We start from the raw sequence: 14,137 nt of genomic DNA on the forward strand, positions 1-14,137 counted from the left end.
GGTCTCCACCATCCGCGGCGGCGACCATATACGTACCTAAATCCCCGCAACTTTTCGCATGATTGCAATAACAATGTTTCGCAAGTTGCGGCGACCATAAAATGATGATGATCGCAACACATTGCAACCACCATAAAATAATGATTACCGCCGCAATTACTCTTCAGCTTTCTTGACGATGCGGAATCCGATAGAACGATCAATTTCATACCCAAACTTCTTAATCCAATCTCTGACGGTACGCTCGGCAACTTCCTTACCAGTAGATCCATACCATGCTATGACATCCATCAAAGTGGGAGGTTCACCAAAATTACAATTGTTCACGACATCCTCAAACTCTTCCGCTTTGGTCCGCCGTTCTTCTTTAGCCTTATCCTTACGTTTGCCGGAAGCCTTTTGCCAATTTGGCGTTGAAGCTTCACTGTCTGTATCGATGTCCTTCAGGCTGCCCACGTCATCGATGCGATGAACCGGATACTGGAACCACATGTTCACCGGCTCGAACTTGGCATACTCCCGAAGCGTACCTTCCACACGCCATGCAGAATGCCCACGTACAGTCTTGATGACTCGATCAATCTCTGGCTTGATGTTCGACATAACTCCTGGAATTGCACGCTTAGCGTGGTCCTCCATAGCCTTTGCACTGAGCTGATCATCCTGGGACACATGCTCCTGCAGGTATGACTGGTTGTACTGTTTGAAGAGACGCTGATACATCGCGCAGATCGCCTTGTTCTCTTCCTGATTCCGCAGTGCTTCCGGAATATCCAGTTCCACCAAGTCAATCAGTGCATCTGGATCCCGAGCGAACACGCCGCTGCCACTCGCCCGGTCCATGGACTTCTTGCCGCCCTGGGAGCCCTTAGAGTGATGATGACAATAAATAACGCTGGCGCCCAACTCAGTAGCCACTTTGTCAAACTGATTGGTGAAATGGGCCATCTGGTCCGCGCTGTTCTCGTCACCAGTGAGTACCTTATAAATCGGATCGATAATGACAGCAATATAATCTTTCTTCGCAGAACGACGAATCAATTTTGGAGCCAGCTTGTCCATCGGTACCGTCTTACCCCGAAGGTTCCAAATATCGATATTTCCAATGTTCTTCGGCGGCAGCCCAAGCGCCTGGTACACATCCTTGAAACGATGCAAGGCGCTGGCTCTATCAAGCTCCAGATTGACGTACAGAACCTTACCCTTAGTACATTGCCAGCCCAACCACTTATCTCCCTCAGCCAGGGCAATACTCAGCTCGATCAAGGCAAACGACTTACCGGCCTTCGACGGTCCGGCCATCAGCATCTTGTGACCTTGACGCAGCACGCCATGAATTAAAGGTGGAGCCAGTACCGGCATGTTATCCCAATAGTCAGTCAGGCTCTCCGGATCCGGAAGATCATCATTCACGCCCTCAATCCACTCATGCCACTCTGCCCAACTTGCACGGCCAATATTGGTATCCACAATGAACTGCTTTTTCCCGTTACGTTCGACACCTGGCATCCGTGAAAGCCTCGAGGGATTTCGATTCTGTTTATCGATATTGAGTCCATTCTTTTTACAAACGTTATATAGGTAGTCAACCCGCTTCCGGTACTCGTCATAATCAGCTGCATCCACTTTCACAATAGCGTGAACACTCTTCCCACCACTGTAGACCATGACAGCGATAGGCAGCTCCAGTTCCCGCATGATCGCGTTCTGCTTCTCAATGTCCATCGTGTCCGATTCAACAAGTGCGTACCGGAATTCGGTCACGTTATCGTTTTTGACACCTTTACCATCCAACGGGTTGAAGCGGATCCACGCGCCGGCAGCTGCATCGTAATCACCCAGCACAGAACCGATATCATCACCGCTTTGGTTGAGCGCCTGGATCAACTCACCTGCAGTTCGATCGTATGCCCCTTTTGTGGGTAGGTACTTACCTTCATCGTTCTGCCAGGTGTCAGTTACATAGCCGACGTTCTCCGATGCTTCGAACAGCGTCTGCAGGTATGTGGTGAGCTGCTGAATCGGGTTCCATACGGCTGGTTCGTGGATCTCCTTGCCCTCAATCCAATTCTTATCGACCACGACATAATCGCCGCCGGCAATTTCATCATCCCAACCCAGTTCCCGATCTTCACGACCTGCAGAGCGTGGTACCCATCCGTTATCCTTGGCCATCTGTGTAATGGTTGCACCAGTAACGGGAATGCCGGAACCTTCAAAGGAAGTCCACTTTCTGAAGCACTCCCCGGGACGGTACCGGCCGCTGTCCCGTTTGCTCCAATCATCCCAATCACTGGCCGTGTAACCTTCATATTTCAGTGCCATCCCAACGTTGACCCATTCCTGGTAATCCAGGTACGAAGGATCAACATGGTCCAGCAATGCCATAAGATCCAGTTTGTGCTCCATTCGTTTCATTCCCCCTACTAATTGCCAAATGTCTTATGAGTTGTTACAATGTGCTTAACTTTTGTGTGATTAAGAATGTGGCGTCTACAAGGTTCGAATCCTTGATGAATCCAGTCCTTTTCTTCTTTATTGTTCTTGTACTCGTACAATTGGTAATAGATAAACTCACCACGAGCTTTAAGAGAACTAAAGGAGGATCCTCTATGAGAAATAACAGTGAAAATAAGATGTTATTAGGTTTATCTGCTTTAAAAACAGCATGTGCTATAGGGACAAGCATGATTGCTGGGTTAATGGCGCCACTTCCTTAATCACATAATGCTATAACTTATTCTCCTTGGTATGCCTTCGGATCAACACCTGCAGGTACTTTCCATCCGTTACCGGCGATCCGATCAATCATTTTCTTCGCTGAATCAAAGGACCAAGTACCAACATGTTCAAAACCTCTGCCTTCCAGGAAGCGGATCTGCTTCGGCGTAGTCAGCCCTTCTTCACGACGCTTGTCCAAACGCTCCAGAAGCTTCGTCGCCTTGCCGGCATTATCGATTTGTTCTGGCATGATGCCCAACTTTTCGAGTGTCTTAACCTGAGCATCGGAAGGGGGAGCCTGTTCCCAACCGAACGATGGTACATAGCTGGATAAATCCTCAGCCTGTATACTCATTTCAAACTGCAGCGGATCCACCAAGGCACGTTTACGGCGCTTCATCTCGGCCAATTGTTTGGCCAAAGCTTCCTCACGCTGAGCAACGACATCCTCAGCTGCCTGCTTCTCCACGTCTTCCAGATCCAGTGCAATACCCGCCTCCTCGATCTGCTTGGTCATGGCCTGGGCAATCTCTTCATTTTCCGCAATGAGGTGTGCAGGATGGCAAAGCTCGTGCCGCTCGGTATGCCATAGGAAGTCCAACAGCAGAAGTTCTGTCTTGCCAGGGAATAGACGGGTACCACGCCCGACCATCTGACTGTACAAGCTGCGAACCTTGGTGGGCCGAAGCACTACAACACAATCCACACTCGGACAATCCCATCCTTCGGTGAGCAACATGGAGTTGCAGAGTACGTTATATTTATCACCATCAAAGTCTTCTAATATCTGTGATCGATCTTGAGAATCCCCATTTACCTCAGCTGCTCGGAACCCAATCGAGTTCAGAATCTGGGTAAATTTCTGACTGGTCTTGACCAGGGGAAGGAATACAACAATCTTCCGATCCTTGGCGACGCGTAACATTTCCTCCGCTATGGATTCAAGATACGGGTCCAATGCGGTACCCAAGTCCTGCGTTTTGAAATCGCCTGCCTGTTGGCCAACCGCTGACAAGTTAATCTGCAGGGGAATGGTCATCGCCTTGATCGGGCTCAGGAACCCGGCCTTGATGGCCTTGGGCAATGTGTACTCATATGCCAGGCTTTCGAAGTAGCTCCCAAGGTTCCTCATATCTCCACGATCAGGTGTAGCTGTAACACCGAGAACGTTGGCTGTTTCAAAATACTGCAGCACGCGCTGATAACTGTCAGATAAACAGTGGTGTGCCTCATCGATAATAATTGTGTCAAAGTGATTTGCCGCGAATTGTTGCAGTCGTTTATCTCGCATGAGAGTTTGGATACTTCCCACAACGACCCGGTACCAGCTGCCAATCGATGTCTGATCTGCCTTCTCGGTTGCTGTTTTCAGTCCAGTAGATTTCTCTAACTTATCAGAGGCTTGATCAAGTAGTTCACCCCGGTGAGCCAGGATGAGCACACGCTCACCCAGCTTAACCCGGTCTTCTGTTACCTTAGAAAATACAATCGTCTTACCGCATCCGGTAGGGAGCACAAGCAACGTACGCTTGACTCCTTTGTTCCATTCAGCTTGGATGGACTGACGCGCTTCTTGCTGATAGGGTCTGAGTTCCATCGGTTACCTCCTAGAATTGACCTGGATTCCAGCTACCTGTTTGTTGTTGACCAGGAAATGGTGCGTTCTGTTGTTGAGCTGGTGGATTGTACTGTGTCTGATTATATTGCGTCTGCTGCTGTTGTTGCTGTTGTGGAGCTTGATAGGACTGTTGGCCCGTTGGCTGAGTGCCTGGTTGCTGAACCTCATCTTGAGCATAGAACGTCTTAATCTCATTGGCCGAACGCGGTTCACCTTTATAGGTATAATTCCGGATCTCAAGTTTCAGACGACCCTTACGTCCCAACGTAGCTGGCCAGTTCATTTTCAGGGGTTCACCTTTTCTCTTTAATCCAACCCCTGCGAAGAAGTTGGAAAGGAAGCCCTCTGTCTTACTGTGCAACAACAAGTTGTGGCTTAAAGTCACATCACCATGTTCCGGAGAATGAACGATAATCTCCATTTTCGCCTGATTGCAAGCAGGCATTTTTTCACTGCCGGCGAAACGTCCACGTTCAAATTTTGCTACCGTGAAGTTGTAGTCTCCAGGTGGGAGAATAGTGAAGCCTGTCCCTCCTTCATTGACAATCTCGTCATCCCAACCAAATTCTCTTTCCATTTGAGTCATGTATGAGTCCTCCTAATGTGTATTAAATTTATGAAAACGGAATTTGTTTGTTCATATCCTGAACCATGCCGTATACTTGTTGCCAAGCTCCGACCAGGACACCATCCACGAATCCAGGGTCATAGTTGGCAATTGGTGTATCAATCGGGTAGTACCCCTTATTGCTCACCACAATCTGAATATCATTTTCGGTCACCTGGTACTGAACCATCAGATCGCGAAGTGATGCAGGGATGTTCGGATTCAGCCCCTGACTTGTATCTGCAACCTGTGCGGGAGCAGATGGTGCTGGCGTCTGTACAGTGGCAGGTGGCGGTGTAACAGGTTGAGCCGGTGGTGCTACAGGTGGCGCGTTCACTGGCGGTGGAGTGACAGCCGCTTGAGAAGGACTGGCTTGTACCACACCATCAAAGATGTGTGCAATATGGCCATAATCCAACGGCAGCTCGTCAGGGAGTCCATGCCGGTTCTTCGCGTCCCATGCAGGATGGTGAGTTGTGTACATGGTTCGGCTCCCACCTTGCGCCTTATGCTTCTTGCCTTTCTCATCGGCAGCCACGCTGAATGTCTTGTAGTTGATGAACAAAACCATGTCAGCCCATTCCTTGACGAGCGGTGCTGTCCGAGATCCAGTCTTCGCACCAAGCTTGAGCTGGTACCGATCATAGGCCCCCATTTCATCCGGCTGTTCAAACTTGATAATCTGAGCATGAGCGGTTAGAACCACATGGATTCCGGAATCGACTATATCCTGAAGGAGGTTCAGGAAACGTCCAATTTCTTCGGCAACGAATACATATCCTTTGCCATAACCGAAGTCCTCAACACCGCTTTTGTTGTGAATCGCGCATACACTGCTCACAGCAAGCATCTCTGCCCAATCGACGGTATCAATGACCAAGGTACCGAAGCGGCTGCCCTGTTGCCATACCCATCTGACTTGCTCATTGAGCATGGTCCAGCTTGTGGGCTTGGGTACCCGATCGACATCCATTTCTGTTGTGGAACCTTCTGTATCAATAAATACGGGACGTGGGAATCGTCCAGCAAGGGATGATTTACCGATGCCTTCCGGACCATAGATGACGACCTTCTTTGCTTTCTGCACTTTTCCACTGATGACTTGCATCAGAACTCACCTGCTTTCCAAGTTTTTGTTTCAGCTGCAGGCGGGGCGTCCGTTGCGATCGCTTGCTCCTGTCCAGCTACATAGCCGTCTTCGATAATAATGCTGCATTCATCGCCGGTGCTGACACGTGTTGCGATTGCCTGCAGGCCCTCTTGCTCAAGCCAAGCACCAAACTCATTCAGCGTCTGCAGATCCATTTGCTCGAGCTTGTCCAGGAGAATGAAACCACAGTCTGGCTTCAACTTACGAACAATGGCGGTGGAGACCTTCAGCTGATCAGATCCGCTCATGTTATCCCAACGCTGTCCGTTGTAGATCAGCTCACCCTCATCCACTGACAATCCTTCCAGCGGCAGATTAGCATTGTTCAGCAGCTCAGCTTTCTGCTGACGGATCTCGTTGATCTGAGTGGACAATTGATCGTATTGAACGCGATAATCGCTAGCGTCTGTCTCAGCCTTATCTTTGTCCAGGTTAGCGCGGACCTTCCGGTTAATCTCGTCAATCTGAGTAATGTTCTGTTCCAGCTCAGTGGTTGATTGGTCATGCAGATCCAGCGCGTCTTTCTGAGCGATACCCAGATCCGTCTGCAGCTGAGTGTATTTCTCCTGAGCAGCGTTCAGGATTGCTGTCAGCCGAACGACTTCGCGGCCTTGTTGCTCAAACTCCGCCTGAATCTGTGTCACACGTTGTCGCTTGAGTTGATTCTGGCCATTGCGTGCCAGGATCTCTTGCTGCTGACTGATTAGTTCTGAAGCAGAGACAGGTTCCTTCGGTGCATCTGTGAAGTAAGGCTGCTCTTTCGCAAACTTGGCTTTCTGGTCTGCAATTTGGCCAATGGTATGGCGACGGCTATATACCTCCTGCTCCTGCTTCTCGAATGTTTGAAGCTGTTCACCCACACCGATGATCCGGAGTAGAATGTTGGCCTTCTCTTTGTTGGTGGCATTCATGAACTTTGGCAGATCGATGGCCAACTCTTCCACGAAGCTATCCAGAAGTTGCTGACCGCCTTTTTGGCCGTCCGGATCGATTACCCTCAGGTCAGAGTTTTTACCCTTCCGCTCGACTACCAGACCGTTGGACAAGGTAAGCTGCAGGTACGGTGCTACCATAGAACCTTCACGATTCGCCTGAGAAGGACGATATTTATTGCCACCAAGAGCCCATGCAATGGCATCCAGAACGCTTGTCTTGCCCTGGTTATTTCGGCCACCGACAAGCGTAAGCCCTGCACTGGAAGGCTCTAATTTGACAGCCTTAACCCGTTTTACATTTTCGATCTCGAGCTTGTTAATTTTGATTGTCATGTACTAGCCCCCGCTTTCTTTTTTTGGACTCCCCAGGAGTGATGTAGAAATAACGCCTAATTTTGCTTTTCGCTTATTTTGCGGAGGATCTGGTAAAGGCTTGAATACCTCACCAATCACCTTCCCGTTATCGTCAGTGACAATATCCCAGGGGATATCTGATTTATATAAATCAACGAACATTCTCAGCTGCCTGCTTAATACAAGGTGTGCATATCTGTTTACCATGAAATAAGTGCAGACTTTCAGTGTTGCCGCAAAGGATGCAGCCCGGTTGATATTTGCCAATGATAATTTTGTCACCCTCCACAAAGTACTCCAGCGGATCCCCTTCTTCAATAAAGTGAGTACGGCGAAGCTCTTTCGGAATAACGACACGACCCAGGTCATCGATGCGGCGAACAATACCAGTAGCTTTCATGCTCATACTGAATCTCCTTTCTTCCGTAAACCGGCTTTAAAACGGGCTAAATATTTTTGCGAATGAATACGTGCTTGACGCTTGGCATTCTCGTAAGCAGCAAATTCTAAACAGATCATCCGTTCATCACAAGTGAGGGCAAGCCAAACCTTTCCGGATACATTCATTGCATAATCCTTTCTATCAGTGGTAAACTGACGATAGAGTGTTTAATTGTGTGCAGCTGATAAGGGGTAGGAGCCTTCCAGCTGCATTTTTGCGTGCAGACGATTACGATAAGTGCGGTATTGTTTGTCTGCATGGGTAGCGACTTTGATATGGCCACTCCGACGCATTTGGCTTGCAAGGGCCAAGTAAAAGCCACAGGCTGCTTTATAATGCTGTTCTGTCATCAAGGGCAAGATTCTCACCTCCTCTCATTCGTCTTCGTCATCTAGCCTTACGCCAACAATGCACTGGTCTAGGTTTTTACGTGATGCAAGACGTTTCTTAGCTGTTGGTGAAATCAACCAGTAAATGTAACTGGTAGAAACGCCTAACGTCTCAGAGCATTCATCAACGTTACCCATAGCAAGCAACTCTTCACCTCTATAGACCGCGTATTCATTCCTCTTCGGCCGACTCATAAATCCTGATCCTCCTCAACCAAACCGTATTTTTAAGGCTTCATGGACCAGAGCTTTATTGTTGCTGTCCAGGTAGTCCATATCAGCCAGATTGACTTTGGCCAGTCCTGAGCTGAACAGGTGCAGTGCCAGATGGAGCATGAACCTTTCCGATTGGCTCCAGGGCTTGGAGAGCTTCTTCAAAGCAGCTGACTTGATGATTCCACCCTGCAGGTCGAAATACTTGCTTGTCAGGCATTGTGAAAGCCGCGGCTGATTCATGAACAGGTACAACATGCACCGCCAATACTTATCTTGAAACAGATGTTGTGGGATGTGCATCGACGCCACCGTCCTCTCCAGCTGTGATCGTTACAGCACCGATGGACCTGGCCATGCAGCTCATTTTGCAATACAGATCCTTGCCATGTCGTACAGCGATCTGACCCTCTACGATTTCAGATTCACATTCTGGATTAGCGCAGAAGTCCATCACTTCTGGCGGTGCCAGGCTTGGTGATTTGTTCAAGTTGTTAGCCTCCTTTATTCGTTGTTAGAGGATATAATTTTAAGTTGCATACCGGTCGTAAATCGTTTCACTTACCTTAATCGGTAGATCAAATTTGTTAACAAGGCCCATAAGTTCAACAGTTTCATCAAGAATAGGCTGCCGATCGATAAGCATTTCCGGGGTCATGTAATTCTTTTTGATCATTTTTGAATGGCCATGTTTAGTTGACACTGCTTTATTAGCAATCGTATTCGCTTTTATGAAATCAACTTGAACAGGATTCTTGATATTCTTGCAAAGATTCACCATCGCTGAACGTTGGTGCTCTTTATCAAGCATTCGGAAGACTTGAAACCCTTCGAGACCTGCGGACCGACGAAAGGAACGAAGAATATCACATACCCAATCCTGAAAATCCTCTGCTTCTTTACGGCGAGAACGCATGATGACTTTGTAAATTCCAGCTTCTGAAATAACAGAAAGTTCTTGTTTACCGCCAGGGGTATTCATTAAGTGAAGTCCCTTCTGTGCCGGCTTTAATTTACGAAGCATGTTATTCACTTGGCTGTAACTCAAAGCATTAGCTACGTCTACCGCCATAGCCCACCAGTCACCAGGACTTTTCTCCATAAAACGGATTTCATGACCAAGCCAGTTTTCAGTGCGAATATTCATATTCCTTACCTCTCCTTCCTGATATGAGATAAGTGTATTTGGGCTTTACTGCGACTGCGCTTCGAATTCACTACGGATTTACTACGGATTTGCTGCCGATTCACTGTTCCTTTGCTTCCAGCCATTTATCTAAAGCGATCTGGCGGAAGTGAATTAGTGTCCGATTCCTAATGAAAGGAATCTCGCCGTTTTTAACCATGCGCCGCAACGTGGAGTCCGAAACCTTCAGATATCTGCATGCCTCAGCAAAATCAAACACATTAGCGTATAAAAGTTCTTCGATGGTAGGTTTAAGCTCGGCCAGGATCTCGGCTCTTAGTTCCTGCTTGATCTCCAACCGGAGCGCTTCAATAAAGCCCGCTGTTGAGGTCATATGTAGCACGTCCTTTCACTACTCATTCCTGAACGTCTTCCACGAAGAAGAAATTTTCAAAAGTGCTGTCGAATGCCCCCAAAACACCAGCGATAAATTGAACTCCTGGGGTGTTATGTCTTGCATCATCGGGTGGTAATTTAGCTCGCCAAACCTGAGATGAAGATACGCCAATAAATTTAGCTAACGCAGCGTCGGTAGGAATATCACTATCAATTTGAGCCTTCATTAATTCTTTTACTTTCAAACGAATGATTTTCTTCATGTCAGCATCGCCTCCTCCCTTTTAATTCGTAAGCGCATATTTTTTATGCGTCCTCGCATAAACACACTATACATCCAAATATTCGGGTGCGCAATATGTCGGATTAAAATAATTGCGCGCGCGCAATAATTAAGTTATACTAAGCCTAAATATTAGTCGGGAGTGATTATTTTGTCTGGCAAAGATTTTGGAGAGTTCTTAAAGGTTACAAGAAAGCAACACGGGTACAAAACTCAAAAGCAATTAGCAGAGGTATCCGGTATTTCCCAAACCACACTTTCAAGGATTGAAGCTGGCACACAACGGCCACAGCCAGAAACACTCAGAGTATTAGCTGAACATCTTAGACCTTACACATATGGAGAATTGATGGAAAAAGCGGGGTACTTTACGGGGCTTCCTTTTGAAGATCGTGCTTTCGTTATGGATATGTTTGATGAAAGTGAGCAATACGAATATGACAGAACAGTAGAAAGTCTTATTGAATCCCTTGCAAAAAATGAAAAATTTAATCCTGAAGCTCTAGTGTTTTTAGAATCGGAGCTAGACCCTCTTTTTAAAGCAGAAGGATGGACAGATATTGAATTCACTCCAGCTCAACTAAAACAGTTAATACGAGAATTGGACACCAATATTGAGTATAAGCAACTGATTCATAAAGCACTCAATCGTGTCGTTCAGCTTCTAAATAGCAATACAAAAGATGAATCCCAACAATATGTGCCTCAAACCATTGCTGCGCACCATGATGGCGAGGATTGGACAGAAGAAGAATTAGAGGATATCGAAGAGTTTAAGGAGTTGTTGAAATTAAGAAGGCAGCTTAGAAAGAACAAGGAGTGACGTGATGGTAGCCTACAACTATGAAACACTATCCGCCGAAGCTAGTAAATCAAACGTCGATATCGTTGAGAAGCAATTAAGGGGCCGTAACAAAGGCTTCTATTCCGACGGCCTAATTGTCATTGATAAACGAATATCGACTATCATTGAAAAAGCTTGCATACTTGCAGAAGAACTTGGACACCATCACACGAGCTTCGGCGATATTCTTGATCAGAATATCATACATAAACGAAAGCAAGAGCTTCGAGCCAGACAATGGGCCTACCAATGCATGATCCCTCTTGAAGGTATTATCCAGGCCCACCATGCCCGAATTTCGGGTCGCTATGATCTTGCCGATTACCTGGGAGTTACGGAGGAATTCCTCCAGTCTGCTATTGATCGCTATACCGAGAAGTTCGGTCTATCGGTTCGAGCTGATGAGCGACATATCATCTTTTTTGATCCGCTAGGAGTCATTGAATCAACTGCTTAGTATTCGCGATGGCCTATCACAACCGGTTTCTCATACCCAAAAATAGAACATACGTTCTTTAAAGGAGGTGTTTTTCATGTAATTGGAAATATGAAAATCCAATATCAATGCTTAGAAAGGAAGAATGACATGGCTTGGAGTGAACATCTAGGAGGAAACAAGTATAAAATTGTTGAGCGCGATCCCTCAAAGGCATCCAGACCGAAAAGGTCTGTTACTGTCTACATGCCGGAAGAGATCGCACGTTCAAAGTCGGATAAGAAGAAAGAATCCTGGCTTGCGCTTGAAGAAGCAAAATGGAGTGAACAAGTAATAAGCGGAAAGGTAGTTAAGCAGGAAGATATTACGTTTGAGGGTTTCATCCCAAAATGGGAAAAAGGATATGCTATGCAAAACATGGGCGAATACACACAGAATGTGAACCTGTACAATCTCAACAAATATGTTGTTCCAGAGTTTGGTCACCTGAAAATCAGTAAAATAACAACCCTGTACCTTGTCACCTTCTTTGGAGAGTTACGGCGCGAGAATGGTAAAGAGTTCGCCACCAATTCGAAATTGAATATCTACAAAGCGGTCAAATCTGTTTTTGATGCTGCTCATGAGTGGGAGCTGATCGCGAAGAATCCAATGGATGGCGTGCAGCGCCCACGAACCAGTAAGAAGGAAAAGAAAATTATGCGCGGTGTTAAGAAGGCATTCAATAGTTCGGAGACAGAAACGGTCCTGTTGGCCCTTTACGATCTTCCAGATAGATGGAGACTCTATTACACTGGTTCGCTCCTTGGCGGCTTCAGAAGAGGCGAATACTTGGCCGTGGAATGGCCAGATGTGGATTATGAACGGGATGCCATATGGATCGATAAGCAAATTACGTTTGATAAGGACGGTAAAAAGATTGAAGGTGAAGTCAAAACAGAGGAGTCTGAAGGCTGGGTAGCTATGCCTAAATGGTACATGGCTCAGCTCAAGGAATATGAACGGAAGTGGAGAAAGGAAAAACTACAGTGCAAAGATTGGGCTGGAGAGAACAAATCATATGTATTTCATGGCGGGAAAGGAATTATGTACTTCCCTACAACTCCCACCAGTACCTGGCGAAAGTTTTTACAGAAAAAAGGTATTCCACATGTTAAACTGCATGGACTTCGTCACACGGCAGCTATGCTGCTTAGAGAAAGCGGAGCTGACCTTAAAACTATGCAGGAGCGATTGAGGCATACCAAGATCGGAACAACTGCGGATATCTACACTCATTCGTCTGACATGATCTCCAGAGAGGCAGCAGACCGTTTAGAGGTGTTTGATCCTAAAAGATTGCGATTTGCCCCATGAGTTGCCCCATAAACAAAAATAGTCTGTTATTTGTCGAATTTAGGGTAAAGAAAAAACCCTTGTGGCGCAAGGGTTTAAGGTGTTACAAAATATAAAGCGGGTGATGGGAATCGAACCCACGCTATTAGCTTGGAAGGCTAAAGTTCTACCATTGAACTACACCCGCATAAACAAAAATCGGGATGACACGATTTGAACATGCGACCCCCTGGTCCCAAACCAGGTGCTCTACCAAGCTGAGCTACATCCCGATACTAAAAAATAATGGCGCGCCCTGAGAGATTCGAACTCCCGGCCTTTTGATTCGTAGTCAAACGCTCTATCCAGCTGAGCTAAGGGCGCAAAAATATTGGAGCGGAAGACGGGAATCGAACCCGCGACCCTCGCCTTGGCAAGGCGATGCTCTACCGCTGAGCCACTTCCGCAAATAAAGGATGCGCGTGGAGGGACTTGAACCCCCACGTCAAAGACGCTAGATCCTAAGTCTAGTGCGTCTGCCAATTCCGCCACACGCGCATATGATGGTGAGTCATGAAGGGCTCGAACCTTCGACACCCTGATTAAAAGTCAGGTGCTCTACCAACTGAGCTAATGACTCATACTAAAATGGCTGGGGATATAGGATTTGAACCTATGCATGACGGAGTCAAAGTCCGTTGCCTTACCGCTTGGCTAATCCCCAATAAAAATATGGTGGAGGCTGAGGGGATCGAACCCCCGACCCTCTGCTTGTAAGGCAGATGCTCTCCCAGCTGAGCTAAGCCTCCAACTATATGACCCGTAGGGGATTCGAACCCCTGTTACCTCCGTGAAGGGAGGTGTCTTAACCCCTTGACCAACGGGCCCCATTTCCAAAGCTCTCAACCGGGATCGAACCGGTGACCTCATCCTTACCATGGATGCACTCTACCTACTGAGCTATGAGAGCAAATGGCTCCCCGAACAGGGCTCGAACCTGTGACAACTCGATTAACAGTCGAGTGCTCTACCAACTGAGCTATCAGGGAATAATATGCATTTGCAGGGCAAATGCAATTCATCGTACAACGTCCACATGCAGAGCCTGTTTTCTATGTATGATGAAAGAGTTCGCTTGGCGGCGTCCTACTCTCCCAGGACCCTGCGGTCCAAGTACCATCGGCGCTAGAGGGCTTAACGGTCGTGTTCGGGATGGGTACGTGTGGAACCCCTCCGCCATCGCCACCAAACGCAACGCTTAGCTTACATTTCAGAGTGTTGTTCTCTGAAAACTAGATTCGAAACGAAA

Annotated in this window: 17 protein-coding genes, 11 tRNA genes and 1 rRNA gene; 3 read left to right on the forward strand and 26 right to left on the reverse strand. The window is 47.2% G+C overall.

What is annotated here, in order from left to right; genetic code table 11:
• Positions 1–156: 156 nt before the first annotated feature.
• From MKY44_RS25115 to MKY44_RS25180, 14 genes are all read right to left on the reverse strand, one after another.
• On the reverse strand, positions 157–2,409 hold the full coding sequence (locus tag MKY44_RS25115; protein WP_341009076.1) for an AAA family ATPase: 2,253 nt from the start codon (positions 2,407–2,409) through the stop codon (positions 157–159).
• A 328-nt stretch (positions 2,410–2,737) separates the two neighbouring features.
• The gene (locus MKY44_RS25120) at positions 2,738–4,318 is read right to left on the reverse strand and encodes a DEAD/DEAH box helicase (RefSeq protein WP_341009077.1); all 1,581 of its coding nucleotides are present in this window, start codon (positions 4,316–4,318) and stop codon (positions 2,738–2,740) included.
• A gap of 10 nt (positions 4,319–4,328) precedes the next feature.
• Positions 4,329–4,925 (reverse strand): hypothetical protein, encoded by a 597-nt coding sequence (locus MKY44_RS25125; protein WP_341009078.1) that lies wholly within the window; start codon positions 4,923–4,925, stop codon positions 4,329–4,331.
• Positions 4,926–4,953: 28 nt separating this feature from the next.
• Positions 4,954–6,054 (reverse strand): ATP-binding protein, encoded by a 1,101-nt coding sequence (locus tag MKY44_RS25130; protein WP_341009079.1) that lies wholly within the window; start codon positions 6,052–6,054, stop codon positions 4,954–4,956.
• On the reverse strand, positions 6,054–7,364 hold the full coding sequence (locus MKY44_RS25135; RefSeq protein ID WP_341009080.1) for an AAA family ATPase: 1,311 nt from the start codon (positions 7,362–7,364) through the stop codon (positions 6,054–6,056). The genes MKY44_RS25130 and MKY44_RS25135 overlap by 1 nt, the downstream gene beginning before the upstream one ends.
• A gap of 3 nt (positions 7,365–7,367) precedes the next feature.
• Positions 7,368–7,547, reverse strand: coding sequence for a hypothetical protein (locus tag MKY44_RS25140; protein WP_341009081.1), 180 nt, complete (start codon positions 7,545–7,547; stop codon positions 7,368–7,370).
• Positions 7,537–7,785 (reverse strand): AbrB/MazE/SpoVT family DNA-binding domain-containing protein, encoded by a 249-nt coding sequence (locus MKY44_RS25145; RefSeq protein ID WP_341009948.1) that lies wholly within the window; start codon positions 7,783–7,785, stop codon positions 7,537–7,539. Before MKY44_RS25145 ends, MKY44_RS25140 begins: the two co-directional genes overlap by 11 nt.
• 209 nt (positions 7,786–7,994) lie before the next feature.
• The gene (locus MKY44_RS25150; protein WP_315937599.1) at positions 7,995–8,186 is read right to left on the reverse strand and encodes a hypothetical protein; all 192 of its coding nucleotides are present in this window, start codon (positions 8,184–8,186) and stop codon (positions 7,995–7,997) included.
• Between the two features lie 15 nt (positions 8,187–8,201).
• Positions 8,202–8,411: a hypothetical protein gene (locus MKY44_RS25155; RefSeq protein ID WP_341009083.1), complete on the reverse strand. Its 210-nt coding sequence runs from the start codon at positions 8,409–8,411 to the stop codon at positions 8,202–8,204.
• Positions 8,412–8,426: 15 nt separating this feature from the next.
• Positions 8,427–8,672, reverse strand: coding sequence for a hypothetical protein (locus MKY44_RS25160; RefSeq protein ID WP_341009084.1), 246 nt, complete (start codon positions 8,670–8,672; stop codon positions 8,427–8,429).
• 28 nt (positions 8,673–8,700) lie between these two features.
• Entirely contained in the window at positions 8,701–8,919 is a 219-nt protein-coding gene (locus tag MKY44_RS25165) for a hypothetical protein (RefSeq protein WP_341009086.1), read from the reverse strand.
• A gap of 39 nt (positions 8,920–8,958) precedes the next feature.
• Positions 8,959–9,576, reverse strand: coding sequence for a BRO-N domain-containing protein (locus tag MKY44_RS25170; RefSeq protein WP_341009088.1), 618 nt, complete (start codon positions 9,574–9,576; stop codon positions 8,959–8,961).
• Positions 9,577–9,676: 100 nt separating this feature from the next.
• On the reverse strand, positions 9,677–9,949 hold the full coding sequence (locus tag MKY44_RS25175) for a helix-turn-helix domain-containing protein (RefSeq protein WP_341009089.1): 273 nt from the start codon (positions 9,947–9,949) through the stop codon (positions 9,677–9,679).
• Between the two features lie 22 nt (positions 9,950–9,971).
• Positions 9,972–10,214, reverse strand: coding sequence for a hypothetical protein (locus MKY44_RS25180; protein WP_076328786.1), 243 nt, complete (start codon positions 10,212–10,214; stop codon positions 9,972–9,974).
• 171 nt (positions 10,215–10,385) lie between these two features.
• Here MKY44_RS25180 and MKY44_RS25185 point away from each other — a divergent pair, with 171 nt between their 5' ends.
• The 3 genes from MKY44_RS25185 to MKY44_RS25195 all read left to right on the forward strand — a co-directional run bounded on the left by MKY44_RS25185 (position 10,386) and on the right by MKY44_RS25195 (position 12,870).
• Positions 10,386–11,057 (forward strand): helix-turn-helix domain-containing protein, encoded by a 672-nt coding sequence (locus tag MKY44_RS25185; RefSeq protein WP_341009090.1) that lies wholly within the window; start codon positions 10,386–10,388, stop codon positions 11,055–11,057.
• A gap of 4 nt (positions 11,058–11,061) precedes the next feature.
• Entirely contained in the window at positions 11,062–11,535 is a 474-nt protein-coding gene (locus MKY44_RS25190) for an ImmA/IrrE family metallo-endopeptidase (RefSeq protein WP_341009092.1), read from the forward strand.
• A gap of 90 nt (positions 11,536–11,625) precedes the next feature.
• Positions 11,626–12,870, forward strand: a complete 1,245-nt coding sequence (locus MKY44_RS25195; protein ID WP_341009094.1) for a tyrosine-type recombinase/integrase — start codon at positions 11,626–11,628, stop codon at positions 12,868–12,870.
• Between the two features lie 95 nt (positions 12,871–12,965).
• On the opposite strand, the gene MKY44_RS25200 is transcribed toward MKY44_RS25195, so the two are convergent.
• From MKY44_RS25200 to rrf, 12 genes are all read right to left on the reverse strand, one after another.
• Positions 12,966–13,036: transfer RNA gene (locus MKY44_RS25200), tRNA-Gly, on the reverse strand.
• A gap of 11 nt (positions 13,037–13,047) precedes the next feature.
• Positions 13,048–13,121, reverse strand: a tRNA-Pro gene (locus tag MKY44_RS25205).
• A gap of 14 nt (positions 13,122–13,135) precedes the next feature.
• Positions 13,136–13,212, reverse strand: a tRNA-Arg gene (locus MKY44_RS25210).
• An 8-nt stretch (positions 13,213–13,220) separates the two neighbouring features.
• Positions 13,221–13,295, reverse strand: a tRNA-Gly gene (locus MKY44_RS25215).
• 10 nt (positions 13,296–13,305) lie between these two features.
• Positions 13,306–13,386, reverse strand: a tRNA-Leu gene (locus MKY44_RS25220).
• Positions 13,387–13,392: 6 nt separating this feature from the next.
• Positions 13,393–13,468 (reverse strand) — tRNA-Lys (locus MKY44_RS25225).
• Positions 13,469–13,477: 9 nt separating this feature from the next.
• A tRNA-Gln gene (locus tag MKY44_RS25230) sits at positions 13,478–13,552 on the reverse strand.
• A gap of 9 nt (positions 13,553–13,561) precedes the next feature.
• Positions 13,562–13,637, reverse strand: a tRNA-Val gene (locus MKY44_RS25235).
• A gap of 7 nt (positions 13,638–13,644) precedes the next feature.
• Positions 13,645–13,715 (reverse strand) — tRNA-OTHER (locus MKY44_RS25240).
• Positions 13,716–13,725: 10 nt separating this feature from the next.
• A tRNA-Thr gene (locus MKY44_RS25245) sits at positions 13,726–13,798 on the reverse strand.
• A gap of 3 nt (positions 13,799–13,801) precedes the next feature.
• Positions 13,802–13,877, reverse strand: a tRNA-Asn gene (locus tag MKY44_RS25250).
• Positions 13,878–13,961: 84 nt separating this feature from the next.
• Positions 13,962–14,078, reverse strand: a 5S ribosomal RNA gene (gene rrf, locus MKY44_RS25255).
• Between the last annotated feature and the right edge of the window lie 59 nt (positions 14,079–14,137).

The organism is Paenibacillus sp. FSL R7-0026 (assembly GCF_038004485.1).
Classification (GTDB): Bacteria; Bacillota; Bacilli; order Paenibacillales; family Paenibacillaceae; genus Paenibacillus; species Paenibacillus xylanexedens_A.

Excerpts from the sequence above, each read along its gene's own strand:
- MKY44_RS25115 (WP_341009076.1), bottom strand. The coding sequence starts at position 2,409 with ATGGAGCACAAACTGGATCTTATGGCATTGCTGGACCATGTTGATCCT.
- MKY44_RS25120 (WP_341009077.1), bottom strand. The coding sequence starts at position 4,318 with ATGGAACTCAGACCCTATCAGCAAGAAGCGCGTCAGTCCATCCAAGCT.
- MKY44_RS25125 (WP_341009078.1), bottom strand. The coding sequence starts at position 4,925 with ATGACTCAAATGGAAAGAGAATTTGGTTGGGATGACGAGATTGTCAAT.
- MKY44_RS25130 (WP_341009079.1), bottom strand. The coding sequence starts at position 6,054 with ATGCAAGTCATCAGTGGAAAAGTGCAGAAAGCAAAGAAGGTCGTCATC.
- MKY44_RS25135 (WP_341009080.1), bottom strand. The coding sequence starts at position 7,364 with ATGACAATCAAAATTAACAAGCTCGAGATCGAAAATGTAAAACGGGTT.
- MKY44_RS25140 (WP_341009081.1), bottom strand. The coding sequence starts at position 7,547 with ATGTTCGTTGATTTATATAAATCAGATATCCCCTGGGATATTGTCACT.
- MKY44_RS25145 (WP_341009948.1), bottom strand. The coding sequence starts at position 7,785 with ATGAAAGCTACTGGTATTGTTCGCCGCATCGATGACCTGGGTCGTGTC.
- MKY44_RS25155 (WP_341009083.1), bottom strand. The coding sequence starts at position 8,411 with ATGAGTCGGCCGAAGAGGAATGAATACGCGGTCTATAGAGGTGAAGAG.
- MKY44_RS25160 (WP_341009084.1), bottom strand. The coding sequence starts at position 8,672 with ATGAATCAGCCGCGGCTTTCACAATGCCTGACAAGCAAGTATTTCGAC.
- MKY44_RS25170 (WP_341009088.1), bottom strand. The coding sequence starts at position 9,576 with ATGAATATTCGCACTGAAAACTGGCTTGGTCATGAAATCCGTTTTATG.
- MKY44_RS25175 (WP_341009089.1), bottom strand. The coding sequence starts at position 9,949 with ATGACCTCAACAGCGGGCTTTATTGAAGCGCTCCGGTTGGAGATCAAG.
- MKY44_RS25180 (WP_076328786.1), bottom strand. The coding sequence starts at position 10,214 with ATGAAGAAAATCATTCGTTTGAAAGTAAAAGAATTAATGAAGGCTCAA.
- MKY44_RS25190 (WP_341009092.1), top strand. The coding sequence starts at position 11,062 with ATGGTAGCCTACAACTATGAAACACTATCCGCCGAAGCTAGTAAATCA.
- MKY44_RS25195 (WP_341009094.1), top strand. The coding sequence starts at position 11,626 with ATGAAAATCCAATATCAATGCTTAGAAAGGAAGAATGACATGGCTTGG.